This is a genomic window from Streptomyces sp. NPDC090499, from assembly GCF_044769305.1.
Classification (GTDB): Bacteria; Actinomycetota; Actinomycetes; order Streptomycetales; family Streptomycetaceae; genus Streptomyces.
The window spans coordinates 140092-159365 of the sequence record NZ_JBIVXP010000019.1; the positions used below are offsets into that span (position 1 = coordinate 140092).

At 71.6% G+C, this 19274-nt stretch carries 13 protein-coding genes; 5 read left to right on the forward strand and 8 right to left on the reverse strand.

Annotated features, from left to right (window positions below):
• Nucleotides 1-2: 2 nt before the first annotated feature.
• Nucleotides 3-1505: a long-chain fatty acid--CoA ligase gene (locus tag ACIQVL_RS42190; protein ID WP_403478121.1), complete on the forward strand. Its 1503-nt coding sequence runs from the start codon at nt 3-5 to the stop codon at nt 1503-1505.
• Nucleotides 1506-1518: 13 nt separating this feature from the next.
• Nucleotides 1519-1974, forward strand: a complete 456-nt coding sequence (locus ACIQVL_RS42195) for a MaoC family dehydratase (protein ID WP_403478122.1) — start codon at nt 1519-1521, stop codon at nt 1972-1974.
• Between the two features lie 70 nt (nt 1975-2044).
• On the opposite strand, the gene ACIQVL_RS42200 is transcribed toward ACIQVL_RS42195, so the two are convergent.
• The 8 genes from ACIQVL_RS42200 to ACIQVL_RS42235 all read right to left on the reverse strand — a co-directional run bounded on the left by ACIQVL_RS42200 (nt 2045) and on the right by ACIQVL_RS42235 (nt 13948).
• Nucleotides 2045-3736 carry a histidinol-phosphatase gene (locus ACIQVL_RS42200; RefSeq protein ID WP_403478123.1) on the reverse strand — a complete coding sequence of 564 codons (1692 nt, stop codon included), beginning with the start codon at nt 3734-3736 and terminating at the stop codon, nt 2045-2047.
• Nucleotides 3737-3759: 23 nt separating this feature from the next.
• Complete coding sequence (locus tag ACIQVL_RS42205) at nt 3760-5592, reverse strand: LamG-like jellyroll fold domain-containing protein (RefSeq protein WP_403478124.1); 1833 nt, start codon at nt 5590-5592, stop codon at nt 3760-3762.
• Nucleotides 5593-5670: 78 nt separating this feature from the next.
• Nucleotides 5671-8628, reverse strand: a complete 2958-nt coding sequence (locus ACIQVL_RS42210) for a glycoside hydrolase family 2 TIM barrel-domain containing protein (RefSeq protein ID WP_403478125.1) — start codon at nt 8626-8628, stop codon at nt 5671-5673.
• A gap of 11 nt (nt 8629-8639) precedes the next feature.
• Complete coding sequence (locus ACIQVL_RS42215; RefSeq protein ID WP_403478144.1) at nt 8640-9509, reverse strand: alkaline phosphatase family protein; 870 nt, start codon at nt 9507-9509, stop codon at nt 8640-8642.
• Between the two features lie 96 nt (nt 9510-9605).
• Nucleotides 9606-10391, reverse strand: a complete 786-nt coding sequence (locus tag ACIQVL_RS42220) for a carbohydrate ABC transporter permease (RefSeq protein ID WP_403440556.1) — start codon at nt 10389-10391, stop codon at nt 9606-9608.
• A 104-nt stretch (nt 10392-10495) separates the two neighbouring features.
• Nucleotides 10496-11473, reverse strand: a complete 978-nt coding sequence (locus tag ACIQVL_RS42225) for a carbohydrate ABC transporter permease (RefSeq protein ID WP_403440558.1) — start codon at nt 11471-11473, stop codon at nt 10496-10498.
• A gap of 34 nt (nt 11474-11507) precedes the next feature.
• Complete coding sequence (locus ACIQVL_RS42230) at nt 11508-12785, reverse strand: ABC transporter substrate-binding protein (RefSeq protein WP_403440426.1); 1278 nt, start codon at nt 12783-12785, stop codon at nt 11508-11510.
• Between the two features lie 143 nt (nt 12786-12928).
• A complete protein-coding gene (locus ACIQVL_RS42235) occupies nt 12929-13948 on the reverse strand; it encodes a carbohydrate kinase family protein (RefSeq protein WP_403440429.1) in 1020 nt (339 codons plus the stop codon).
• 128 nt (nt 13949-14076) lie between these two features.
• On the opposite strand from ACIQVL_RS42235, the gene ACIQVL_RS42240 reads away from it, so the two are divergent.
• From ACIQVL_RS42240 to ACIQVL_RS42250, 3 genes are read left to right on the forward strand one after another with little or no spacing between them, the layout of a single operon-like run.
• Nucleotides 14077-14841 (forward strand): DeoR/GlpR family DNA-binding transcription regulator, encoded by a 765-nt coding sequence (locus tag ACIQVL_RS42240; protein WP_366361530.1) that lies wholly within the window; start codon nt 14077-14079, stop codon nt 14839-14841.
• Nucleotides 14838-16175 carry a 6-phospho-beta-glucosidase gene (locus tag ACIQVL_RS42245; protein ID WP_403478126.1) on the forward strand — a complete coding sequence of 446 codons (1338 nt, stop codon included), beginning with the start codon at nt 14838-14840 and terminating at the stop codon, nt 16173-16175. The genes ACIQVL_RS42240 and ACIQVL_RS42245 overlap by 4 nt, the downstream gene beginning before the upstream one ends.
• 45 nt (nt 16176-16220) lie before the next feature.
• Nucleotides 16221-19271 carry an alpha-mannosidase gene (locus tag ACIQVL_RS42250; RefSeq protein WP_403478127.1) on the forward strand — a complete coding sequence of 1017 codons (3051 nt, stop codon included), beginning with the start codon at nt 16221-16223 and terminating at the stop codon, nt 19269-19271.
• Nucleotides 19272-19274 lie beyond the last annotated feature (3 nt).

Here is a 19274-nt window from a genome sequence, read left to right on the forward strand (position 1 = left end):
AGATGCGCAACGAGGGACTGGGGTCATGGCCCGCACGCCGGGCCCGCAAGACCCCGCACCGCACGGCACTGATCTCCGGCGGGCAGTCGACCGACTACGGCGCCCTGCACGCCCGCACCACCCGGCTGGCCCACGCCCTGCGCGCCCTGGGCATCCGCCGCGGCGACCGCGTCGCCTACCTCGGCCCCAACCACCCCGCCTACCTGGAGACCCTGTTCGCGGCCGGCGTCCTCGGCGCGGTCTTCGTCCCCCTCAACACCCGCCTGGCCGGCCCCGAGATCGCCTACCAGCTCGGCGACTCCGGCGCCAGGGCCCTCCTCTACGGACCCTCGCACGCCGGCCTCGTCGCCGGCCTGCCCGGCACCACCGACGTCCGGACGTACGTCGAGGTCGGCCCGAGTTACGAGGAGCTGCTGTCGGCCGCGTCCGACGACCCGATCGACGAACCGGTCGCCCCCGACGACACCTGCATCATCATGTACACCTCGGGGACGACCGGCCGCCCCAAGGGCGCCATGCTCACCCACGCCAACCTGACCTGGAACGCCGTCAACGTCCTGGTCGACACCGACCTGATCGCCGACGAACGCGCGCTCGTCTCGGCCCCGCTGTTCCACACCGCCGGCCTGAACATGCTGACGCTGCCGGTCCTCCTGAAGGGCGGCACCTGCGTCCTGGTCGAGGCCTTCGACCCGGAGGCGACCCTCGACCTGATCGAACGACACCGGATCACCTTCATGTTCGGCGTCCCGACGATGTTCGAGCAGGTGGCCCGGCACCCGCGCTGGGCCGACGCGGACCTGTCCTCCCTCCGCATCCTGACCTGCGGCGGCTCCCCGGTCCCGACGCCCCTGATCGCCGCGTACCAGGAGCGCGGCCTGACCTTCCTCCAGGGCTACGGCATGACGGAGGCGTCCCCCGGCACGCTGTTCCTCGACGCCGAGCACGCGATCAGCAAGGCGGGCTCGGCCGGCGTGCCGCACTTCTTCAGCGACGTACGGGTCGTCCGGCCCGACCTGACCCCGGTCCAGGTCGGCGAGCCCGGCGAGATCACGGTCCGCGGACCCCATGTCATGCCCGGCTACTGGGGCCTGCCGGAGGAGACCGCGGCCTCCTTCGCGGACGGCTGGTTCCGCAGCGGGGACGCGGCCACGGTCGACGAGGACGGCTACGTCTTCGTCGTCGACCGCATCAAGGACATGATCATCTCCGGGGGCGAGAACGTCTATCCCGCCGAGATCGAGGACCTGCTCCTCGCCCACCCCGGCATCGCGGAGTGCGCGGTGATCGGCGTACCGGACGACAAGTGGGGCGAGGTGCCGCGCGCGGTGGTCGTGCCCCGCGAGGGCACCGCCCTCGACCCCGACGAGGTGCTCGCCTCGCTGGCCGGGCGGCTCGCCAAGTACAAGCTCCCCAAATCGGTGGTGCTCGCCGACGAACTCCCGCGCACCGCCTCCGGAAAGCTCCTCAAGTCCCGGGTGCGCAAGCGCTACGGCAACCAGTAAGGAACGGAACCCCATGGGCATCACCGTCAACGGCCTCGACGAACTGAAGAAGCTCGCGGGCAGCGACCTGGGCAGCAGCGACTGGATCGAGGTCACCCAGGACCGCATCGACACCTTCGCCGACGCGACCGGCGACCACCAGTGGATCCACGTCGACCCGGAGCGCGCGGCCGACGGCCCGTTCGGCGCCCCGATCGCGCACGGCTACCTCACCCTGTCCCTGTTCATCCCCCTGTTCACCGGACTCCTCGACGTCCAGGGCGTCACCACGAAGGTCAACTACGGCCTGAACAAGGTGCGTTTCCCGTCCCCGGTGAAGGTCGGCTCCCGCATCCGGCTGGCCGCCCGGCTCGCGGAGGTCGAGGACGTGCCGGGCGGCGTACAGATCGCCGTCGACGGGACGATCGAGATCGAGGGCGGGACCAAGCCCGCGGCTGTGCTGCAGAGCCTGTCGCGGTTCTATGCGTAGTGGGGAACTGCGGACCGGTGGGGGCCGGTCGCGCAGTTCCCCGCGCCCCTGAGGGGGCGCTTCACTCAGCTCAGTTCACCACGTCCACGAAGACCGGGTTCGAGTAGAACCAGGTGTCCGCCCACGGGTCGCCGTTGCCCGGCTCGTGCGGGATCGGGCCGTGCGGGTCGATCGACGCGCCCAGGTAGCCCGTGCCGTTGCGCTTGCCGTCGCTGCCGCGCAGCCGGACGTAGAACGACTCGTCGCCCGCGGTGACCGGGAAGCGGAGCGTGTACGTGCCCTTGCGGCCGGAGACGTCCTGCGTCCGGACGACCCTGGTGTCGGGCGCCTGCCAGGCGTCGCGGTCGGCGACCGGGCCGCGCACCGCGCCCCGGATGACGTCGACGTGCGCCAACTGGGGCAGGACGCCGTGGGTGTTGGCCCTCGACGCGCTCGTCACCGTCACCTCGAGGGTGAGGCGCTCGCCCTTGCGGACCCGCAGCCGTCCGCCGAGGGTGACGCCCCGGCCGTGGTCGCAGTCCCGCTTCAGCCGGACGTCGAGGCCGTCCAGCAGGTGGCCGTGGTCCAGCCAGACCCGGCCCGCGCGCAGGCCCGCCATCACCGCGCGGTAGCCGTACCCGGTCACGCCGACGTGGGTGCGGCTGAACTCGCCGGGCCAGAAGTCGGAACCGGGCTGCGTGGTGTCGGTGTTGACCGGGTCGGGCAGCTTGCCGGTGTTGTCGAAGTTCTGCCCGGCCGGCCAGTCGCCGTTCTTCCAGGTGTCGAAGACCGTGCGGTGGTTGTCGGAGTTGGTGGTGATCGTGAAGAGCCTGCCCTCCGACAGCATCGCGTCCCACAGGCCGCCGACCGTTGCGGTCGCCCAGTCGAAACCGCCGTACGTGACGTAGGCGCCCGCGGGGAAGCCCGCCCAGGACTGGGCCGACCGGCTGTTCTGGTACTCGCCGCGGATCGCGGTCGCGCTGCCCCAGCCGGGGATCGCGGCACCCTGGGCGCCGGGCGCGCCCTCCATGCCGATCATGATCTCGGCGGCCTCCTCGTTCCCGCCACCCCACCCTGCGTCCCGCCAGTTGCGTATCTCGTGCGGGGAGTCGATGCCGAGCCGCAGCGGGTGGTTGGCGAGGACGAGGACGTCGTCGACGTAGCCGGTGCGGCGCTGCTCGGCCAGCCACTGGATGGCCTTGACGGCGTGCGCCTCGTTGCGGGCGGTGTCCGTGGCGCCGGCCGAGCCCTCGGTGTAGCCGAGGAGCTTGCCGTCGTAGGCCAGCTCGAACTGCGTGAGCAGGTCGGTCTCGTGCGGTCCCGGCGCGGCGAACACCGTGCAGTGCTCGGCGGCCGGGATGTACCACTCCAGGCCCTGGAAGATCAGCTGGCGCGGGTTCTCGGCACGCGCCTTGAGGATCTCCGCGTGCTCCATCTTCGCGCCGTAGTAGGCGTGCCCGAAGTTGGAGTGCTCGTTGAACACCATCCAGTCCAGGCCGTACTTGGCGGCGGCCCGGGCCTGCTGGGAGAACGTGTACTTGGCGTCGTGGCTGTACACGGAGTGCACGTGGTGGTCGCCGACCAGGTAGGCGAGGCGCGGGTCCTCGCCGCCCAGGCCGCGCCCGGACGCGGCGAGGGCCGGGGTCGCCGCCGACCCGAGCGCGAACGCGGCGCCGAACAGGCCCGCGCGGCGCAGGAGTCCGCGCCTCGACACGCCCTGGGCGTCCAGGTCGGCGGGGGAGACGGCAGGGTCGGCCCAGGTGGGGAGCTGTTGCTCGGTCATGAAGATGATCCTCGTAACGGGGCTCAGTGGGTCATGAAGGAGGAGACGGGCAGGGCCCGGGAGACGATCCGGACGTCGCCGAGGCGGCCGTACAGGATCTGGTCGATCTTGTCGGCGTACTCGTAGCCGCCGAGCAGCCAGGGCTTGCCGGACGAGGCGATGCCGACCGCGGCGGCGTGCGGGTTGCGGGCCACCGGGCAGCCCTGCACGTACATCGTGGTGTGCTTGCCGTCATTGACGACGGCGACGTGCCACCAGATCTCCGGGTCGGTCTCGTCGCCCCAGTTGGTGGCCAGCTGCTGCTGGTTGAGCGGGTGGACGGCCCACTGCGGGCCCGGCCCGTCGGAGAGGGAGAGCGTGGCGAGCGGCTCGTCCGGGTCGTCGGTGACGGTGCCGACCGAGCCGTTGCGGCCGGTGCGGCTGACCAGTCCGGACCAGGCGTTGTGCGAGGAGTTCCAGTCGGCGGGCAGCCGGTAGAACGCCTCGATGGTGTAACCGTCCTTGAAGGTCGCCGAGTTGAGCGGCGCGCCGTCGACGGTCCGCAGGTAGGCGCCCTTGAGCGGCGACTTGTAGCCGGTGAACTCCAGGCTGCCGTGGCCCGGCTGGTCCGGGTGGTGGTCCGCCGACCAGCCGAGGGTGCCGCCGCCCACCGAGACCACGGTGAGGTCGTTGCCGTTGCCGGACAGGTCGCGGACCGTGCCGGAGACCGCCGAGTCGAACCGCCAGTAGGCGGCCGTGCCCCGGACCAGCAGCTGCGCGGCGGGCCGCGCCGGGCGGACCGGCACCGGGGCGAAGCCCTCGAAGCGGGCCGCGAAGTCGATGTCGACGGAGAAGCGGTCCCCGTCGCCGCTCAGCTCCATCTCCTGCCGCTCCAGCTCGTTCAGGCCCTTCTTGGCCCGGCCGAGGATCCACGGCGAGACCGTCTCCACGTCGATGACGTCGCGGTCCAGGTCGAAGTGGTAGAGGCGGATCATCGCCGCGCCGCCGAAGTACCGGTTCTGGTAGTTCGTCAGGTGCAGGTGCACGTCGTTGCCGGCCGCGTTCTTGCGGGTCGCGCGGCGGGCCGGCCAGTAGTGGCCGTTGAGGGTGAGGAAGATCTGGTCGTGCTCGTCGACCAGCTGGTCCCACAGCTGCTGCCCGTACGACGACAGTTCGTCGTCGTCCACGACCAGTTCGTGGGTGGTGAGGATGACCGGCGCCTTCGGGTGCGCGGCGATGACGTCCTTCGCCCAGGCGTACCCCTTGGCCGACAGCCGCCAGTCCAGCGCCAGCACGAGCCACTCGCGTCCGGCAGCCTTGAACAAGTGGTAGGTGTTGTAGCCGTCCGCGGAGGCCCCGCCGAACGTCGGCTTGTCCTTGAAGCGCTGCGGGCCGAAGACGTCCAGGTACGGCGTGGCGCCGCGCTGGTCGTCCGTGGAGGACCTGATGTCGTGGTTGCCGGCCAGCACGCTGTAGCCGACCCCGCGCCGGTCGAGGATCTCGAACGCCTTGCCGATCGCGGCGAACTCCTCCGCCGCCCCGTTCTGGGTGAGGTCGCCGAGGTGGGACAGGAAGACGATGTTGTCGTCGGACTCGCCGCCGTGCTCCAGCAGGTAGCGCAGCGAGGCCTCGATGGGCGCCGGGTTGATGCTCGGCCCGTCGAAGAGGTACTGGGTGTCGGGCATCACCGCGAGGGTGAAGCGCCGGCTGTCCGGGTCGGGCCGCCGGCCGGAGCCGGAGGACGCCTCGGCGACGGCGGGCAGCGCGACCCCGGCGGTGGCGGCGGCGCCGAGCAGTGCGGTCGCGCGCAGGAAACTGCGGCGTCCGGCTCCGGCCTGCGCGGCCTCGCCCTGAGGGTGGTCATGCGAAGTACACACGTGTGCTCCGTGGGTAAGCGGAAGTGACGGCGAAGGGCGTGGGGGGATCTCGGCAGACGGATCTCGGCAGTACGGATCTCAGAGGACGCGCAGGGTCCAGCTCCAGCGGTGGAGGCCCGGTGCGACGAGGTAGGAGGGGAAGGTGTCGGGGCCGCACGACGCCGTACCGAGGCCCCGGTGCGCGGCGTCGATGTGGACCACGCAGCCGGCCCGCGGCACGAGCTCGTCGTGGTGCGCGACGGCGGTGAGGTCCTCGGCGCGGTAGCGGCTGACGGATACCTGGCGGGGTTCGTCCAGCTCGACCGCGAGTCCGGTGGCGTCCGGCGCCGACAGCGTGAACCGCCGTACACCGTGCCGGCCGCCGCTCTCCTGGGGCCGCAGATACGGGGTGAACAGCGCGTCCACCGGGAGGGAGTGGTGGCCGACCGGGGCTCCGGCGGCGCGGTCGGGGTACGACTCCCAGGGACCCTGACCGAACCACTCCAGCAGATCGAGCCCGGCCACCGTCTCGAAGACCGAGCCGACCCGGGCCACGTCCGCGAACTCCTCGGGCAGCTCGGCCGACTCGTCGACCCGGACCCCGCCCTCGACCGGCGTGAACTCCTGCCGGTGCCGTACCACCCCGACCGTGCCGGCGTACTCCGCGAGCACGGTCACCCGGGCGCCGGCCCGGCGCACCGAGACCACCTTGCGCACCAGCCGGTCCAGGCCCCAGGCGCGCCAGCGCGGCGCCGTCCCGCCCAGCTCGTCGTTGTCGGTGGGCGCCCGCCACAGCGACAGCGCCGGTGCCGCGGTCAGCAGCGGGTGCCGCAGCAGCCCCTCGCCGTCCACCTCGACGGCCGGGCCCGACGGCACCGGCGGCCCGAGCGGGTCCGCCGCCCGGAGCCGGATCTGCGGCGCGCAGATCTCGGTACCGGCCGGTGCCCACGCCTGGTCCTCGGCGACCGTCACCCGCAGCGTCAGCCACGCCTCACCGCCGTCCGCCGGCACCTCGAACGGCAGCGGTACGGCCGCCGTCTCACCGGGGCACAGCTCGGGCAGCTCGGCCGGGCCGGTCAGGGTACGGCCGTCGGCCAGCGCCAGCTCCCAGGTGCCGGTCAGCCAGTCGAAGCCCCGGAAGTGCTGGTGGTTGGCGAGCACGATGCCCTCGTGCCGGAAGCACCGGATGCGGACCGGCGCCGCGATCTCCCGGTGCTCGTACATGGCGGGCTTGGGGGTGCGGTCGGGGAAGACGATGCCGTCCGCGACGAACGCCCCGTCGTGCAGGGCCTCGCCGAAGTCGCCGCCGTACGCCCAGCGGTGGCCGGGCGCGGCGACACCGTTGTCGTACAGTCCGGCGCCCGTGCGCCCGACCGGTCTTCCGTCGCTCACCCGCTGGAGAATTCCGTGGTCCCAGAACTCCCAGATGAACCCGCCCTGAAGCCCCGGAGTGGACTCGATGGCGGCCCAGTGGTCGGCCAGCGTGCCGTTGCTGTTGCCCATCGCGTGGGAGTACTCGCACTGGATCAGCGGCTTGGTCTGCTCCCCGGACAGGGCGTGGGCGACACAGTCCTCCAGTGGCGCGTACATCGGGCAGGCGATGTCGGAGGCCACGTCCGGGTCGGCCCAGCCGCGCTTGGCCGCCCCCTCGTACTGGATCGGCCGGGTCGGGTCGTGCCGCCGCACCCAGCCGGCCGCCGCGTCGTGGTTGGCGCCGTAGTCGGACTCGTTGCCCAGCGACCAGATGATGACCGAGGGGTGGTTCTTGTCGCGCAGCACCATGCGTGAGACGCGGTCCACGAAGGCGTTCAGGTAGCGCGGGTCGTCGGCGATCTCGTGGGCGTGGTCGTGGGACTCGATGTCCGCCTCGTCGACGACGTAGAAGCCCAGTTCGTCGGCGAGGTCGTACAGGGCCGGGTCGTTCGGGTAGTGCGAGGTGCGGATCGCGTTGAACCCGAACCGCTTCAGCACCACCAGGTCGGCGCGCATGTCGTCGTACGACACCGTCCGCCCGGTCAGCGGGTGGAAGTCGTGCCGGTTCACGCCCCGGACGAACACCCGCTCGCCGTTGACGAGCAGGTCCCGGCCGGTGATCTCGACGTCCCGGAAGCCGACGCGGTGGTACGAGGTGTCGGCGACCGTGCCGTCGGCGCGGTGCAGCCGGACGGTCAGCCCGTACAGCTCGGGCTGCTCCGCGTTCCAGGTGCGCACCTCGGGCACGACGGCGCGGATGCGGGCCTCGCCGAGGAAGTCGGAGACCCGGTCGTCCTCGGTGTTGAGCCGGTCGAACTCGGCGTCCTGCGCGAGCGGTTCGCCGTCCAGGTCCGCGGTGACGTACCACCCGCCGGGCAGCGCCCCGTCGCCCGCGGTGTTGCGCACCTGGCAGTCCACGCGCAGCTCGCCGTCCCGCCGGGCCCGGACGGTCACGTCCGCGAGCCGGAACGGGTCGGTCGCGTACAGCAGCACGGAACGGGTGATCCCGCCGTGCCACCAGTGGTCCTGGTCCTCGATGTGCGTGGCGTCGGACCACTTGACGACGGTGAGCCTGAGGACCGACCGCGCGCCGGGGCGGACGGCGTCGGTCAGGTCGAACTCGGCCGCCAGGTGCGAGTCCTTGGAGACGCCCACCGGCCGCCCGTCTACGTGCACGAGGAGCACGCTCTCGGCGGCGCCGACCTGCAGCACGATCCGGCGCCCGGCCCACTCGGCGGGCACGTCCAGGTCGCGCTCGTAGACCCCGGTCGGGTTGCCGGCGGGGGAGTGCGGCGGGAACTCGCGGAACGGCATGGTGACGTTCGTGTACTGGGGCAGGTCGCCGGTGTCCTGCACGGTCCAGGCGCCCGGGACGTGCGCCGTGGACCAGGAGCCGCCGACCGGCGCGTCCGGAGTGGGCAGCAGCCGGAAGCGCCAGTCGCCGTCCAGGGGGAGTGCTCCGGTGCGCCGGTCGACGGCGTTCATGGGGAGGCGCCCCCAGGAGGTCACCTCGGGGGCCTCCCAGGGGCGGAGGGCGATCAGGGGATCGGCGGACCGGGGCCCGGGGATCGACGGACCGTTCATCGGCGGATGGCTCACTTCTCTGCTGACGTGGGTGGCGTGGCGGGTCCGGGCAGGACGCGTCCTGCCCAGCCCCAGGCGGGGTCGACGGGGATGCCGACCCGGTCCAGGACGGTGGGGGCGATGTCGACGAGGCGGGGGGTGTCGAGGAGGGCGCCGCCCGGCGCGCCGGGCTCGGCGAGGATGACGAACACCTCGCGCTCCGCGTCCGTGTCGCCGCCGTGGCCGCCGGTGTCGAGGTGCCCGTGGTCGGTGGTGACGAGTACGGTCCACCGCTCGCCGGAGCGGCGGGCTTCGATCGCCGCCAGCAGCTGCCCGAGGTGGGTGTCCTGGGCGAGCAGGGCGGCGTCGTAGGCGGGGGAGAGCGGGCCGGTGGCGTGGCCGGCCTCGTCGGTGGCGCCGAAGTACACGAACACCAGGTGCGGGTCGTGCTCGGTGAGCCAGCGGGCGGCGGTGCGGGCGACCAGGTCGTCCGCGGTCGCGTAGCCGTCGGTCTCGCCGTCGAAATGGACCCGGCGGCCGATGGCGGGGCCGAGGGTGCCGCGGTGGACCAGCTCCGGCCAGGACACCGCGGCGGCGGTGCGCAGGCCGGGGCGGGCGGTGGCCGCGCGGCTGAGGAAGTCGGGGTGGCGGGTGTAGTCGGCGCCGGCGAAGTCGTTGCCGGTCACGCCGTGCCGGTCGGGCCACACCCCGGTCAGCACGCTCGACCAGCCGGGGCCGGAGTCGGTGTAGGCCATGCTCGTCGACGGCCCGGCGCCGGCCTGGCCGTCCGCCTCACCGTACGGCAGCAGGCTGGTGCCGTGGGCGCCCGCCGCCATGAGGCCGTGCAGGACGGGCGCGCGGGCATCGGGCCGGGTCAGCCGGTCGTGGCGCAGCCCGTCCATGCCCACCACGAGCACCCTGCCGTCCCGGCCGATGTCCCGCACCGGAGCCCTCCTCTGTCTCGCGCGTGCCGCGCGGGCCGGACCGGCCCGCGCGGGTCAGGTGCCCTGGACCGCGCCCTCGGTGGCGCCCGCGATGAAGCCGCGGGCGAAGATGGCGAAGACCAGCACCAGCGGCAGGGAGGCCATCAGCACCCCGGCCATGACCATGCTGTAGTCGGTGGTGTGGCCGACGTTGAGCTGGGCGAGCTCCACCTGGAGGGTCACGTGGTCGGGGTTGGTGAGCACGATGAGCGGCCAGACGTAGTCGTTCCAGGCGCCGACGAAGGCGTAGATGGCGAGGAAGGACAGTGCGGGCCTGATCATCGGCAGCGCGATGTTCCAGTACTGGCGGAAGAACCCGGCGCCGTCGATCCGCGCGGCGTCGAGGAGTTCGTCGGGCACGCCGTTCTCGATGTACTGGCGCAGCCAGAAGATGCCGAAGGCGTTGGCCAGGGCGGGCGGGACCAGTGCCTTGAGCATGCCGACCCAGCCGATGTTCGACATGAGGATGAACTGCGGCAGGATCGCCAGTTGCAGCGGCAGCATCATGAACAGCAGCAGCGTGCCGAAGAGCACCTTGCGGCCGGGGAAGTCGAACTTGGCGAAGGTGAACGCCGCCAGTGAGTCGATGAACAGCACCAGGACGGTGGTGACGGTCGCGACGATGACCGTGTTGAGCATCGACCCGAAGAAATCGATGGTGTTCAGCACGTGCCGGATGTTCTCCAGCAGGTGGGAGCCGAAGGTGAACTTCGGCGGGCTCTTGTAGATGTCCTGGGTGGTGTTGGTCGCCATGACGATCGTCCACGCGAACGGGAAGACCGAGAGCAGGACGGCCACCATGAGGACGATGTGCGCGGTCAGGCCCCTGGGGCGGCGCAGCCGCCGCGCGCGCGGGGCCGGCCGCGTCGGGTCGGCCGGCGGGACGGCCGTGGTGTCGGCTGTGGTCACGGCTTCCTCCCTCGTTGGGTGATGCGCCAGTTGACGGCGACGAGGACGATGATCAGCAGGAAGAAGGCCCACACGATGGCCGCGCCATAGCCGTAGTCGTTGTTGAGGAAGGCCGACTGGTAGAAGTACAGCAGCGTGGTCAGACCGGCCTGTCCGGGGCCGCCGAGGTTCGCGTTGGCGGCGTTGCTGGCGAACAGCACCTGGGGTTCGCTGAAGCTCTGCAGGCCGTTGATGGTCGAGATGATGACGGTGAACAGGATGATCGGCCGCATGATCGGGATGGTGATCTGGAAGAACGTGCGGACCGGGCCGGCGCCGTCGACCTTCGCCGCCTCGTAGATCGAGGCCGGTATCGCCTGCAGACCGGCCAGGTAGATGATCATGTTGTAGCCGGTCCACATCCAGGTCATCAGCAGCGAGATGACCACCTTGATCAGCCACGGGTTGCTCAGCCACGGCACCGGTGAGATGCCGACCGTGCCCAGGATCGCGTTGACCAGGCCGAAGTTGTTGCTGAACACCGCGCCGAAGAAGATCGCCACCGCGACGATCGAGGTGACGTTCGGCAGGTAGAGGGCGATCCGGTAGAAGCCCTTGAAGCGGCGCACCGAGTGCAGCAGCGTCGCCAGCACCAGGGCGCCCAGCAGGGTGGGCACGGTGGACAGCACCCAGATCACCAGGGTGTTGCGGATCGACAGCCAGAAGACCGGGTCCGACCACAGGAAGCGGAACTGCTGCAGACCCACGAACTGCATGTCGCCGAGCCCGTCCCAGCGCTGGAAGGCCAGGTACAGCGAATAGAAGACCGGGAAGAAGGAGAACGCGGCGAAGACCAGGTAGAACGGCGAGATCGCGAGGTACTGCCGCCAGTACGACAGCGGCCCGCGCCGCCTGGGCCGGACGGTGGTGCCGGCGGGCGTGGCGCGCCGCGGGCGGAACCGGGCCGGGCCCGGCCGGCCGCGGTGCTCGGGCACCGCGGCCGGACCGGTGACCGGAGGTGACGTCACCTCAGTTCACCCCCTGGCGCCGGGCGATCTGCTTGGCCTGGCTGACCGCGTCGTTCCAGGCGTCGTCGGGCTTCTTGCCCTTGGCCTCGATGTTGGTCAGCTCCGTCAGGTACGGGGCCATGACGGCGGCGTCGGCCGGCGCCTCGTAGCTGTCCGGGATGGCCTTGGCGGCCGGGCCGAAGACGTCGATGATCTTCTGGCCGCCGAAGAAGGCGTCCGGGCCGGTCATGGCCGGCATGGCGTACGCGGCCGGGGCGGCCGGGAAGATCGCGGCGTCGGTGAAGCCGCGGGCGTCGTTGGTGGGGCTGAGGATCCAGCTGATGATCTTGAAGGCTTCCTCGGGGTTGCGGCACTGCCTGGGCAGCGCCAGGTAGGAGCCGCCCTGGTTGGCCGGTCCCACCGGGTTCGCGCAGACCCGCCACTTGCCCTTGGTCTGCGGCGCGGCCTGCTCGATGTCCAGCGCGTGCCAGGCCGCACCGAGCTCGGTGAGGAGGTTCTTGCCGACGGCGGCGTTCCAGCTGTTGTCGTTGATCTTGGCGTCGATGCCCAGGGTGTAGGGCCGGACGGCCGTGGTCCACGCGCTGCGGATGTGGTCCTGGTCGCCGATGAAGTGGTTGTTCTTGTCGATGAACCGCTGGGTGCCCTGGCCGACCGCGATGTTGAAGACGGAGCTGATGTTGTTGACCAGGTAGCTTCCGGGGTTCTTCTTCTGCAGCTCGGTGCCGAGCGTGAAGTAGTCGTCCCAGGTCGTGACCAGGGCGGCGACCTTGTCGGGGTCGGTGGCCACGCCGGCCTTGGCGAACAGGTCCTCGCGGTAGAAGAGCGCGGTCGGGCCGATGTCGATCGGGAAGCCGATCTGCTTGCCGTCGCTGGTCTGGGCGAGCTTGGTCTTCCAGCCCAGGTACTGCGAGGAGATCTTCTTGAAGCCCAGGTCGTTCAGGTCGAGGAAGCGGGAGGCGTTGGGCAGGAAGGACGCCATGTCCTCGCCCTTGATGCCGGTGATGTCGGGCACGGAGGAGCCGCCCGCGGCGAGGGTGGTGGTGAGCTTCTGCTTGAAGTCGCCGCCGATGGACGAGGCGGTCAGCTTGACCGCGCCGGCGAAGTGGGTCTTCGCCTCCGCGACCACCTTGTCGCTGAGCGCACCGCCCCAGTACCACAGGGTGAGGTTCTTGCCGTTCTTGGTACCGCCCGATCCGGAGCCGCCGCATGCGACGGTCAGGCCGGACGCGGCCGCGGTGAGCGCGGCGGCCTGGAGGAAGCCTCTACGTGAAAGGTCCACGGGTCACTCCTGTTGTTCCTGTTCGTGGTACTGAGGGGCGTTGGTGCTGTGGATCGTGGGGGCTGTGGGGCGTCGGGCCGCGGGGTGCCGGGCGGTGGATCGGGTGCGGGTGCGGGTCAGAGTGGATCGGGTGCGGGTGCGGGTCAGAGGTGGCGGGCGGGCGGGGTGACCGGGGCGTGGTGCACCGGGGGGCCCGTGTCCGCCGGCAGCCGGTCGGCGAGGAAGCCGTAGGTCTTCTTCAGTTCGGGGTCGGTCAGCGAGCGCCACCAGCGGTCGACGCCGTACCAGCCGGGGGCCGCGAGGGCGCCGCCGTGGTGCTGTACGGAGAGACCGGCCGCCAGGACGGCGAACCGCAGCCGCTCGGCCAGCGGCCAGCCGCCGAGGGAGGCGGTGACGAAGCTCGCCCCGAACACGTCCCCGGCGCCCGTGGCGTCCAGGACGTCGACGGCGAGGGCCGGGACCTCGGCGTACTCGCCGGTGGTCTGGTCGACGGCGACCGCACCGTCCCCGCCCCGGGTGACGACCGCCACCGGCACCAGCTCCGCGAGCGTGCCGAGGGCCGCGACGGCACTGTCGGTGCGGGTGTAGGCCATCGCCTCGGTCTCGTTGGGGAGGAAGGCGTGGCACAGGGCGAGCTGGTCGAGGAGGTCGCGGGACCACTCCTGGGTGGGGTCCCAGCCGACGTCGGCGTAGACGTGGGTGCCGCCCGCGGCCGCCTTGGCGATCCACTCGCGCGGCTCGGCCTCGATGTGCACGAGCGCGGTGCGCGCCTCGGGCGGGTCGCCCATCAGCGCGTCCTGTGAGTACGGGGGTTCCTGGCCGTGGGTGACGAGGGCCCGGTCGTGGCCGGCGGCGAGCGAGACGGTGACGGGGGTGGGCCAGCCGTCCGCGGTGCGGGAGAGCGAGAGGTCGATGTCCTCCTGGTCGCACAGGACGTCCCGGCAGTACTCGCCGTAGAAGTCGTCCCCGAAGACCGTGGCCAGCGAGGTGCGCAGGCCGAAACGGGCCGCGGCCACCGCGAGGTTGGCGATGCCGCCGGGGCCGCAGCCCATGCCGGCCGTCCAGATCTCCTCGCCGGGTGTCGGCGGTTTGCCCAGCCCCGTGAGGACGAGGTCGTAGAAGAGCAGTCCGGTCAGCAGCACATCGGGCCTGTCGTCGTCCACGTGCGCAGCCTCTCGTCAAAACTCGTCATTTTCGATGACGGGAATCGTGCGCCGCTCGGAGAGATTGGTCAATACCCGAGCAGAACTGAGCATGGATTTGATTGAAGATGACGAGTAGTGTTCGCCGCGTGCTGGCAGAACGACGACACCAACTCATCCTGCGGGCCCTGCGCGCCGGTGGCCCCGCTTCTGTGACCGACCTCTCCGAGCAGCTGAGCGTGAGTCCGGCCACCATCCGGCGCGACCTGGTCAAGCTGGAGGAGGACGGGCTGCTCACACGTGTCCACGGCGGCGCCGTCGCCGACGAGGGCGATCAGCCCTTCGCCGAGGTCGCCGAGGTGCGCGTGGCCGAGAAGGACGCGATAGCCGCACGTGCGGCGGCACTGGTCGAGGACGGCCAGTCGGTGCTGCTCGACATCGGCACCACCGCCTTCCGGCTCGCCCGCCAACTGCACGGCCGCCGCCTCACCGTCATCACCAGCAACCTCGTCGTCTACGAGGAACTGGCCGACGACGAGGGCATCGAGCTGGTGCTGCTCGGCGGCATGCTGCGCCGCGAGTACCGCTCGCTGGTCGGGTTCCTCACCGAGGACAACCTGCGCCAGCTGCACGCCGACTGGCTGTTCCTCGGCACCAGCGGGGTGCGGCCGGGCGGGCAGGTGATGGACACGACGGTCGTGGAGGTGCCGGTCAAGCGCGCCATGATCGGGGCGAGCGACAAGGTCGTGCTGCTCGCCGATGCCGCCAAGTTCCCGGGCACGGGCATGGCGAAGGTCTGCGGTCCCGGGGACCTGGACATGGTGGTGACCAACGCGCCGGTGGATCCGGCGACCCGAGCCGCCCTTGAGGAGGCCGGTGTCGAGGTGGTCCTGGCAGGAAAGGCTGAAGCGTGAAACTGACGATTCTGGGCGGCGGCGGGTTCCGCGTGCCGCTGGTGTACGGCGCACTGCTGACGGACCGGGCCGAGGGGCGGGTCACCGAGGTCGTGCTGCACGATCTCGACGCCGGCCGGCTGTCCGCGGTCGCCCGGGTCCTGGCCGAACAGGCGGCGGGCGTCCCGGACGCCCCCGCCGTGACCGCCACGACCGACCTGGACGAGGCCCTCACCGGCGCCGACTTCGTCTTCTCGGCGATCCGGGTCGGCGGCCTGGAGGGCAGGGCGAACGACGAGCGGGTGGCCCTCGCCGAGGGCGTCCTCGGCCAGGAGACGGTCGGCGCCGGCGGTATCGCCTACGGCCTGCGGACCGTGCCGGTCGCCGTCGACATCGCCCGGCGGGTCGCGCGGCTCGCCCCCGACGCCTGGGTCATCAACTTCACCAACCCCGCGGGCCTGGTCACCGAGGCCATGTCCCGCCACCTCGGCGACCGCGTCATCGGCATCTGCGACTCCCCGGTGGGGCTCGGCCGCCGGATCGCCCGGGTGCTCGGCGGGAACCCGAAGGAGGCCTGGATCGACTACGTCGGCCTCAACCACCTCGGCTGGGTCCGCGGCCTGCACATCGAGGGCCGCGACGAGCTCCCGCGCCTGCTCGCCGACCCCGACCTGCTCGGCTCCTTCGAGGAGGGCAAGCTCTTCGGCGTCGACTGGCTCCAGTCCCTCGGCGCCATCCCCAACGAGTACCTGCACTACTACTACTTCAACCGCGAGGCCGTCCGCGCCTACCAGCAGGCCGAGAAGACCCGCGGCGCCTTCCTGCGCGACCAGCAGGCGCACTTCTACGAGGCGGTCACCGACCCGGGTGCCAGGGCCCTGGAGACCTGGGGCCGCACCCGCGCCGAGCGCGAGGCCACCTACATGTCCGAGAACCGCGAGACGGCCGGCGCCGGCGAACGCGACGCCGACGACCTCTCCGGCGGCTACGAGAAGGTCGCCCTCGCCCTGATGCGGGCCATCGCCCGCGACGAGCGCACCACCCTGATCCTCAACGTCCGCAACCGCTCCACCCTCTCGGTCCTCGACGGCGAGGCCGTCATCGAGGTGCCCTGCCTGGTCGACGCCAACGGCGCCCACCCGGTCGCCGTCGCCCCGCTGCCCGACCACGCCACCGGCCTCGTCTGCGCGGTCAAGGCGGTCGAGCGCGAGGTGCTCGCCGCCGCGGAGTCCGGCTCCCGTACGACGGCCGTGAAGGCGTTCGCGCTGCACCCGCTGGTCGACTCGGTCAACGTGGCCCGCCGGCTGGTGGAGGGGTACACCGAGGTCCACCCGGGCCTCGCGTATCTTAAGTAGCCAGCCGCCCGGAAAGCGCTTTCCATCCTTCTTCTGGAGACTTCCATGCACGACGAACGCCGCCGGATCGAGGAGCGCGTAGAGCGCCTCCAGAACCAGCGCATCAGGCCTGCGGTCTACGCGGCCACCGTCCCCTTCGAGGTGTCCGCCTGGCAGGCCCCCGGGGAGCCGGTGCCCTTCGAGGAGGCCGCGGCCGCCGCGTACGAGCCGTTCGCGATGGACACTCCGTGGGGCCCGCCCTGGGGCACCACCTGGTTCCGGATGCACGGCCGGGTGCCCGAGGAGTTCGCGGGCCGCCGTGTCGAGGCCGTCATCGACCTCGGCTTCGTCGGCGACTGGCCCGGCAACCAGGCCGAGGCCCTGGTCCACCTGACCGACGGCACCCCGCTGAAGGCGGTCAACCCGCTCAACCAGTACGTACGGATCGCGAACCCGGCCACCGGCGGCGAGGTGATCGACTACCTGGTCGAGGCCGCCTCCAACCCCGACATCCTCGCCAACGACTTCCGCGAGCCCACGCCCCTCGGCGACGTGCTGACCGCGGGCGACCAGCCGCTCTACACGTTCAAGCGCGCCGACATCGCCGTCCTCGACGAGGACGTCTGGCACCTCGACCTGGACATCCAGGTGCTGCGCGAGCTGATGCTGGAGCTGGGCGAGCACGACCCCCGCCGCCACGAGATCGCGCACGCCCTCGACCACGCGATGGACCTGCTCGACCTGGACGACATCTCCGGGTCGGCCGCCGCCGTCCGCGAGGCCCTGAAGCCGGCCCTCGCCAAGCCCGCGCACGCCAGCGCCCACCGCATCTCCGGGGTCGGCCACGCGCACATCGACTCGGCCTGGCTCTGGCCGATCCGCGAGACCAAGCGCAAGACGTCCCGGACCTTCTCCAACGTCACCTCGCTCGCCGAGGAGTACGACGAGTTCGTCTTCGCCTGCTCGCAGGCCCAGCAGTACGAGTGGGTGCGCGACAACTACCCGCAGGTCTGGGCCCGGATCCAGGAGTCGGTCAAGAAGGGCCAGTGGGCGCCGGTCGGCGGCATGTGGGTGGAGTCGGACGGCAACCTGCCGGGCGGCGAGGCGGTCGCCCGCCAGTTCGTGCACGGCAAGCGGTTCTTCATGGACCACTTCGGGGTCGAGACCAAGGGCGTGTGGCTGCCGGACTCCTTCGGCTACAACGCGGCCTACCCGCAGATCGCCAAGCTCGCCGGCAACGACTGGTTCCTCACCCAGAAGATCTCCTGGAACCAGACCAACAAGTTCCCCCACCACACCTTCTGGTGGGAGGGCATCGACGGCACCCGCATCTTCACGCACTTCCCGCCCGTCGACACCTACAACGCCCGCTTCAGCGGCGAGGAGATGTCCCGCGCGGTCCGCAACTACGCCGAGAAGGGCGGCGCCACCCGCTCGCTGGCCCCGTTCGGCTGGGGCGACGGCGGTGGCGGCCCCACCCGCGAGATCATGGAGCGGGCCCGCCGCCTGAAGGACCTGGAGGGCTCCGCGAAGGTCGAGGTCGAGCATCCGGACGCCTTCTTCGCCAAGGCCCGCGCCGAGTACGAGGACGCCCCGGTCTGGGTCGGCGAGCTCTACCTGGAGCTGCACCGCGCCACCTACACCTCGCAGGCCCGCACCAAGCAGGGCAACCGGCGCAGCGAGCACAGGCTGCGCGAGGCCGAGCTGTGGGCGACCACGGCCGCCCTGCACGCGCCCGGCTACAGCTACCCGCACGAGAAGCTCGACCGGCTCTGGAAGACGGTCCTGCTGCACCAGTTCCACGACATCCTGCCCGGCTCCTCGATCGCCTGGGTGCACCGCGAGGCCGAGGCCGAGTACGCCCGCGTCGCCGGGGAGCTGGAGGCGCTCACCACCGAGGCGGTCACCGCCTTGGGCGGCGGCGCGGCCCGTGTCTTCAACACCAGCCCCTACGGCCGTGCGGAGGTCGTCCGGGACGCCGCGGGCACTCCGGTGTACGTCGAGGTCCCCGCGGGCGGCAGCGCGCCGCTGACGGCCGCCGCCGAGGCCCCGCAGCCGGTGACGGTCGAGGGCCGCGTCCTCGACAACGGGCTCGTCCGGGTGGAGATCGCCGAAGACGGCACCCTGTCGTCGGTGTACGACCTCCGCGCGAACCGCGAGGTCCTCGCCGGGCAGGGCAACCTGCTCCGCCTGCACACCGACCTCCCGAACTACTGGGACGCCTGGGACGTCGACAAGCACTACAGGAACCGCTACACCGACCTCCTGGACCCCTCGGAGATCACGGTCGCCGACGCGGACCCGCTGCTCGGCTCGATCCGGATCACGCGCCCGTTCGGCAACGGCTCGACGATCACCCAGACGGTCACCGTGCGCGCCGGCAGCCCCCGGATCGACTTCGAGACGGACATCGACTGGCACGAGGCCGAGAAGTTCCTCAAGGCCGGCTTCCCGGTGGACGTCCGCGCCGCGCACTCCTCCGCCGAGATCCAGTTCGGCCACGTCCAGCGGCCCACGCACACCAACACCAGCTGGGAGGCGGCCCGCTTCGAGGTCTCCGGCCACCGCTGGGTGCACGTCGGGGAGCCCGGCTACGGCGTCGCCGTCCTCAACGACTCCACGTACGGTCACGACGTCTCCCGCACGGTCCGCGAGGACGGCGGCACGACCACCACGGTCCGGCTCTCCCTGGTGCGCGCCCCGCGCATCCCGGACCCGGGCGCCGACCAGGGCCGCCACCGCATCACGTACTCGCTGCTGCCCGGCGCCACCATCGGGGACGCCGTCGCCGAGGGCTACGCGCTCAACCTCCCGCTGCGGGTGGCCGACGCGGCGGGCGAGCCGCGGCCGGTCGTCGCCGTGGACGGCGAGGGCGTGACCGTCGAGGCCCTCAAGCTCGCGGACGACGGCTCCGGCGATGTCGTGGTCCGCCTCTACGAGTCCCGGGGCGGCCGTGCCCAGGGCGTCCTGCGCACCGGCTTCCCGCTGGCCGGCGCCCAGGTCACCGACCTCCTGGAGCGCCCCCTGGAGGACGCCGACGCCGACGTGGACGGCGACACCGTCTCCGTGGCGCTGCGCCCCTTCCAGATCCTCACCCTGCGGCTGCAGAGGAGCTGACCG

Bases quoted from the DNA above. Each gene is read 5' to 3' on its own strand.
- ACIQVL_RS42190 (WP_403478121.1), top strand. From the start codon at position 3: ATGCGCAACGAGGGACTGGGGTCATGGCCCGCACGCCGGGCCCGCAAG.
- ACIQVL_RS42195 (WP_403478122.1), top strand. From the start codon at position 1,519: ATGGGCATCACCGTCAACGGCCTCGACGAACTGAAGAAGCTCGCGGGC.
- ACIQVL_RS42200 (WP_403478123.1), bottom strand. From the start codon at position 3,736: ATGACCGAGCAACAGCTCCCCACCTGGGCCGACCCTGCCGTCTCCCCC.
- ACIQVL_RS42210 (WP_403478125.1), bottom strand. From the start codon at position 8,628: ATGAACGGTCCGTCGATCCCCGGGCCCCGGTCCGCCGATCCCCTGATC.
- ACIQVL_RS42215 (WP_403478144.1), bottom strand. From the start codon at position 9,509: ATGGACGGGCTGCGCCACGACCGGCTGACCCGGCCCGATGCCCGCGCG.
- ACIQVL_RS42220 (WP_403440556.1), bottom strand. From the start codon at position 10,391: ATGGTGGCCGTCCTGCTCTCGGTCTTCCCGTTCGCGTGGACGATCGTC.
- ACIQVL_RS42250 (WP_403478127.1), top strand. From the start codon at position 16,221: ATGCACGACGAACGCCGCCGGATCGAGGAGCGCGTAGAGCGCCTCCAG.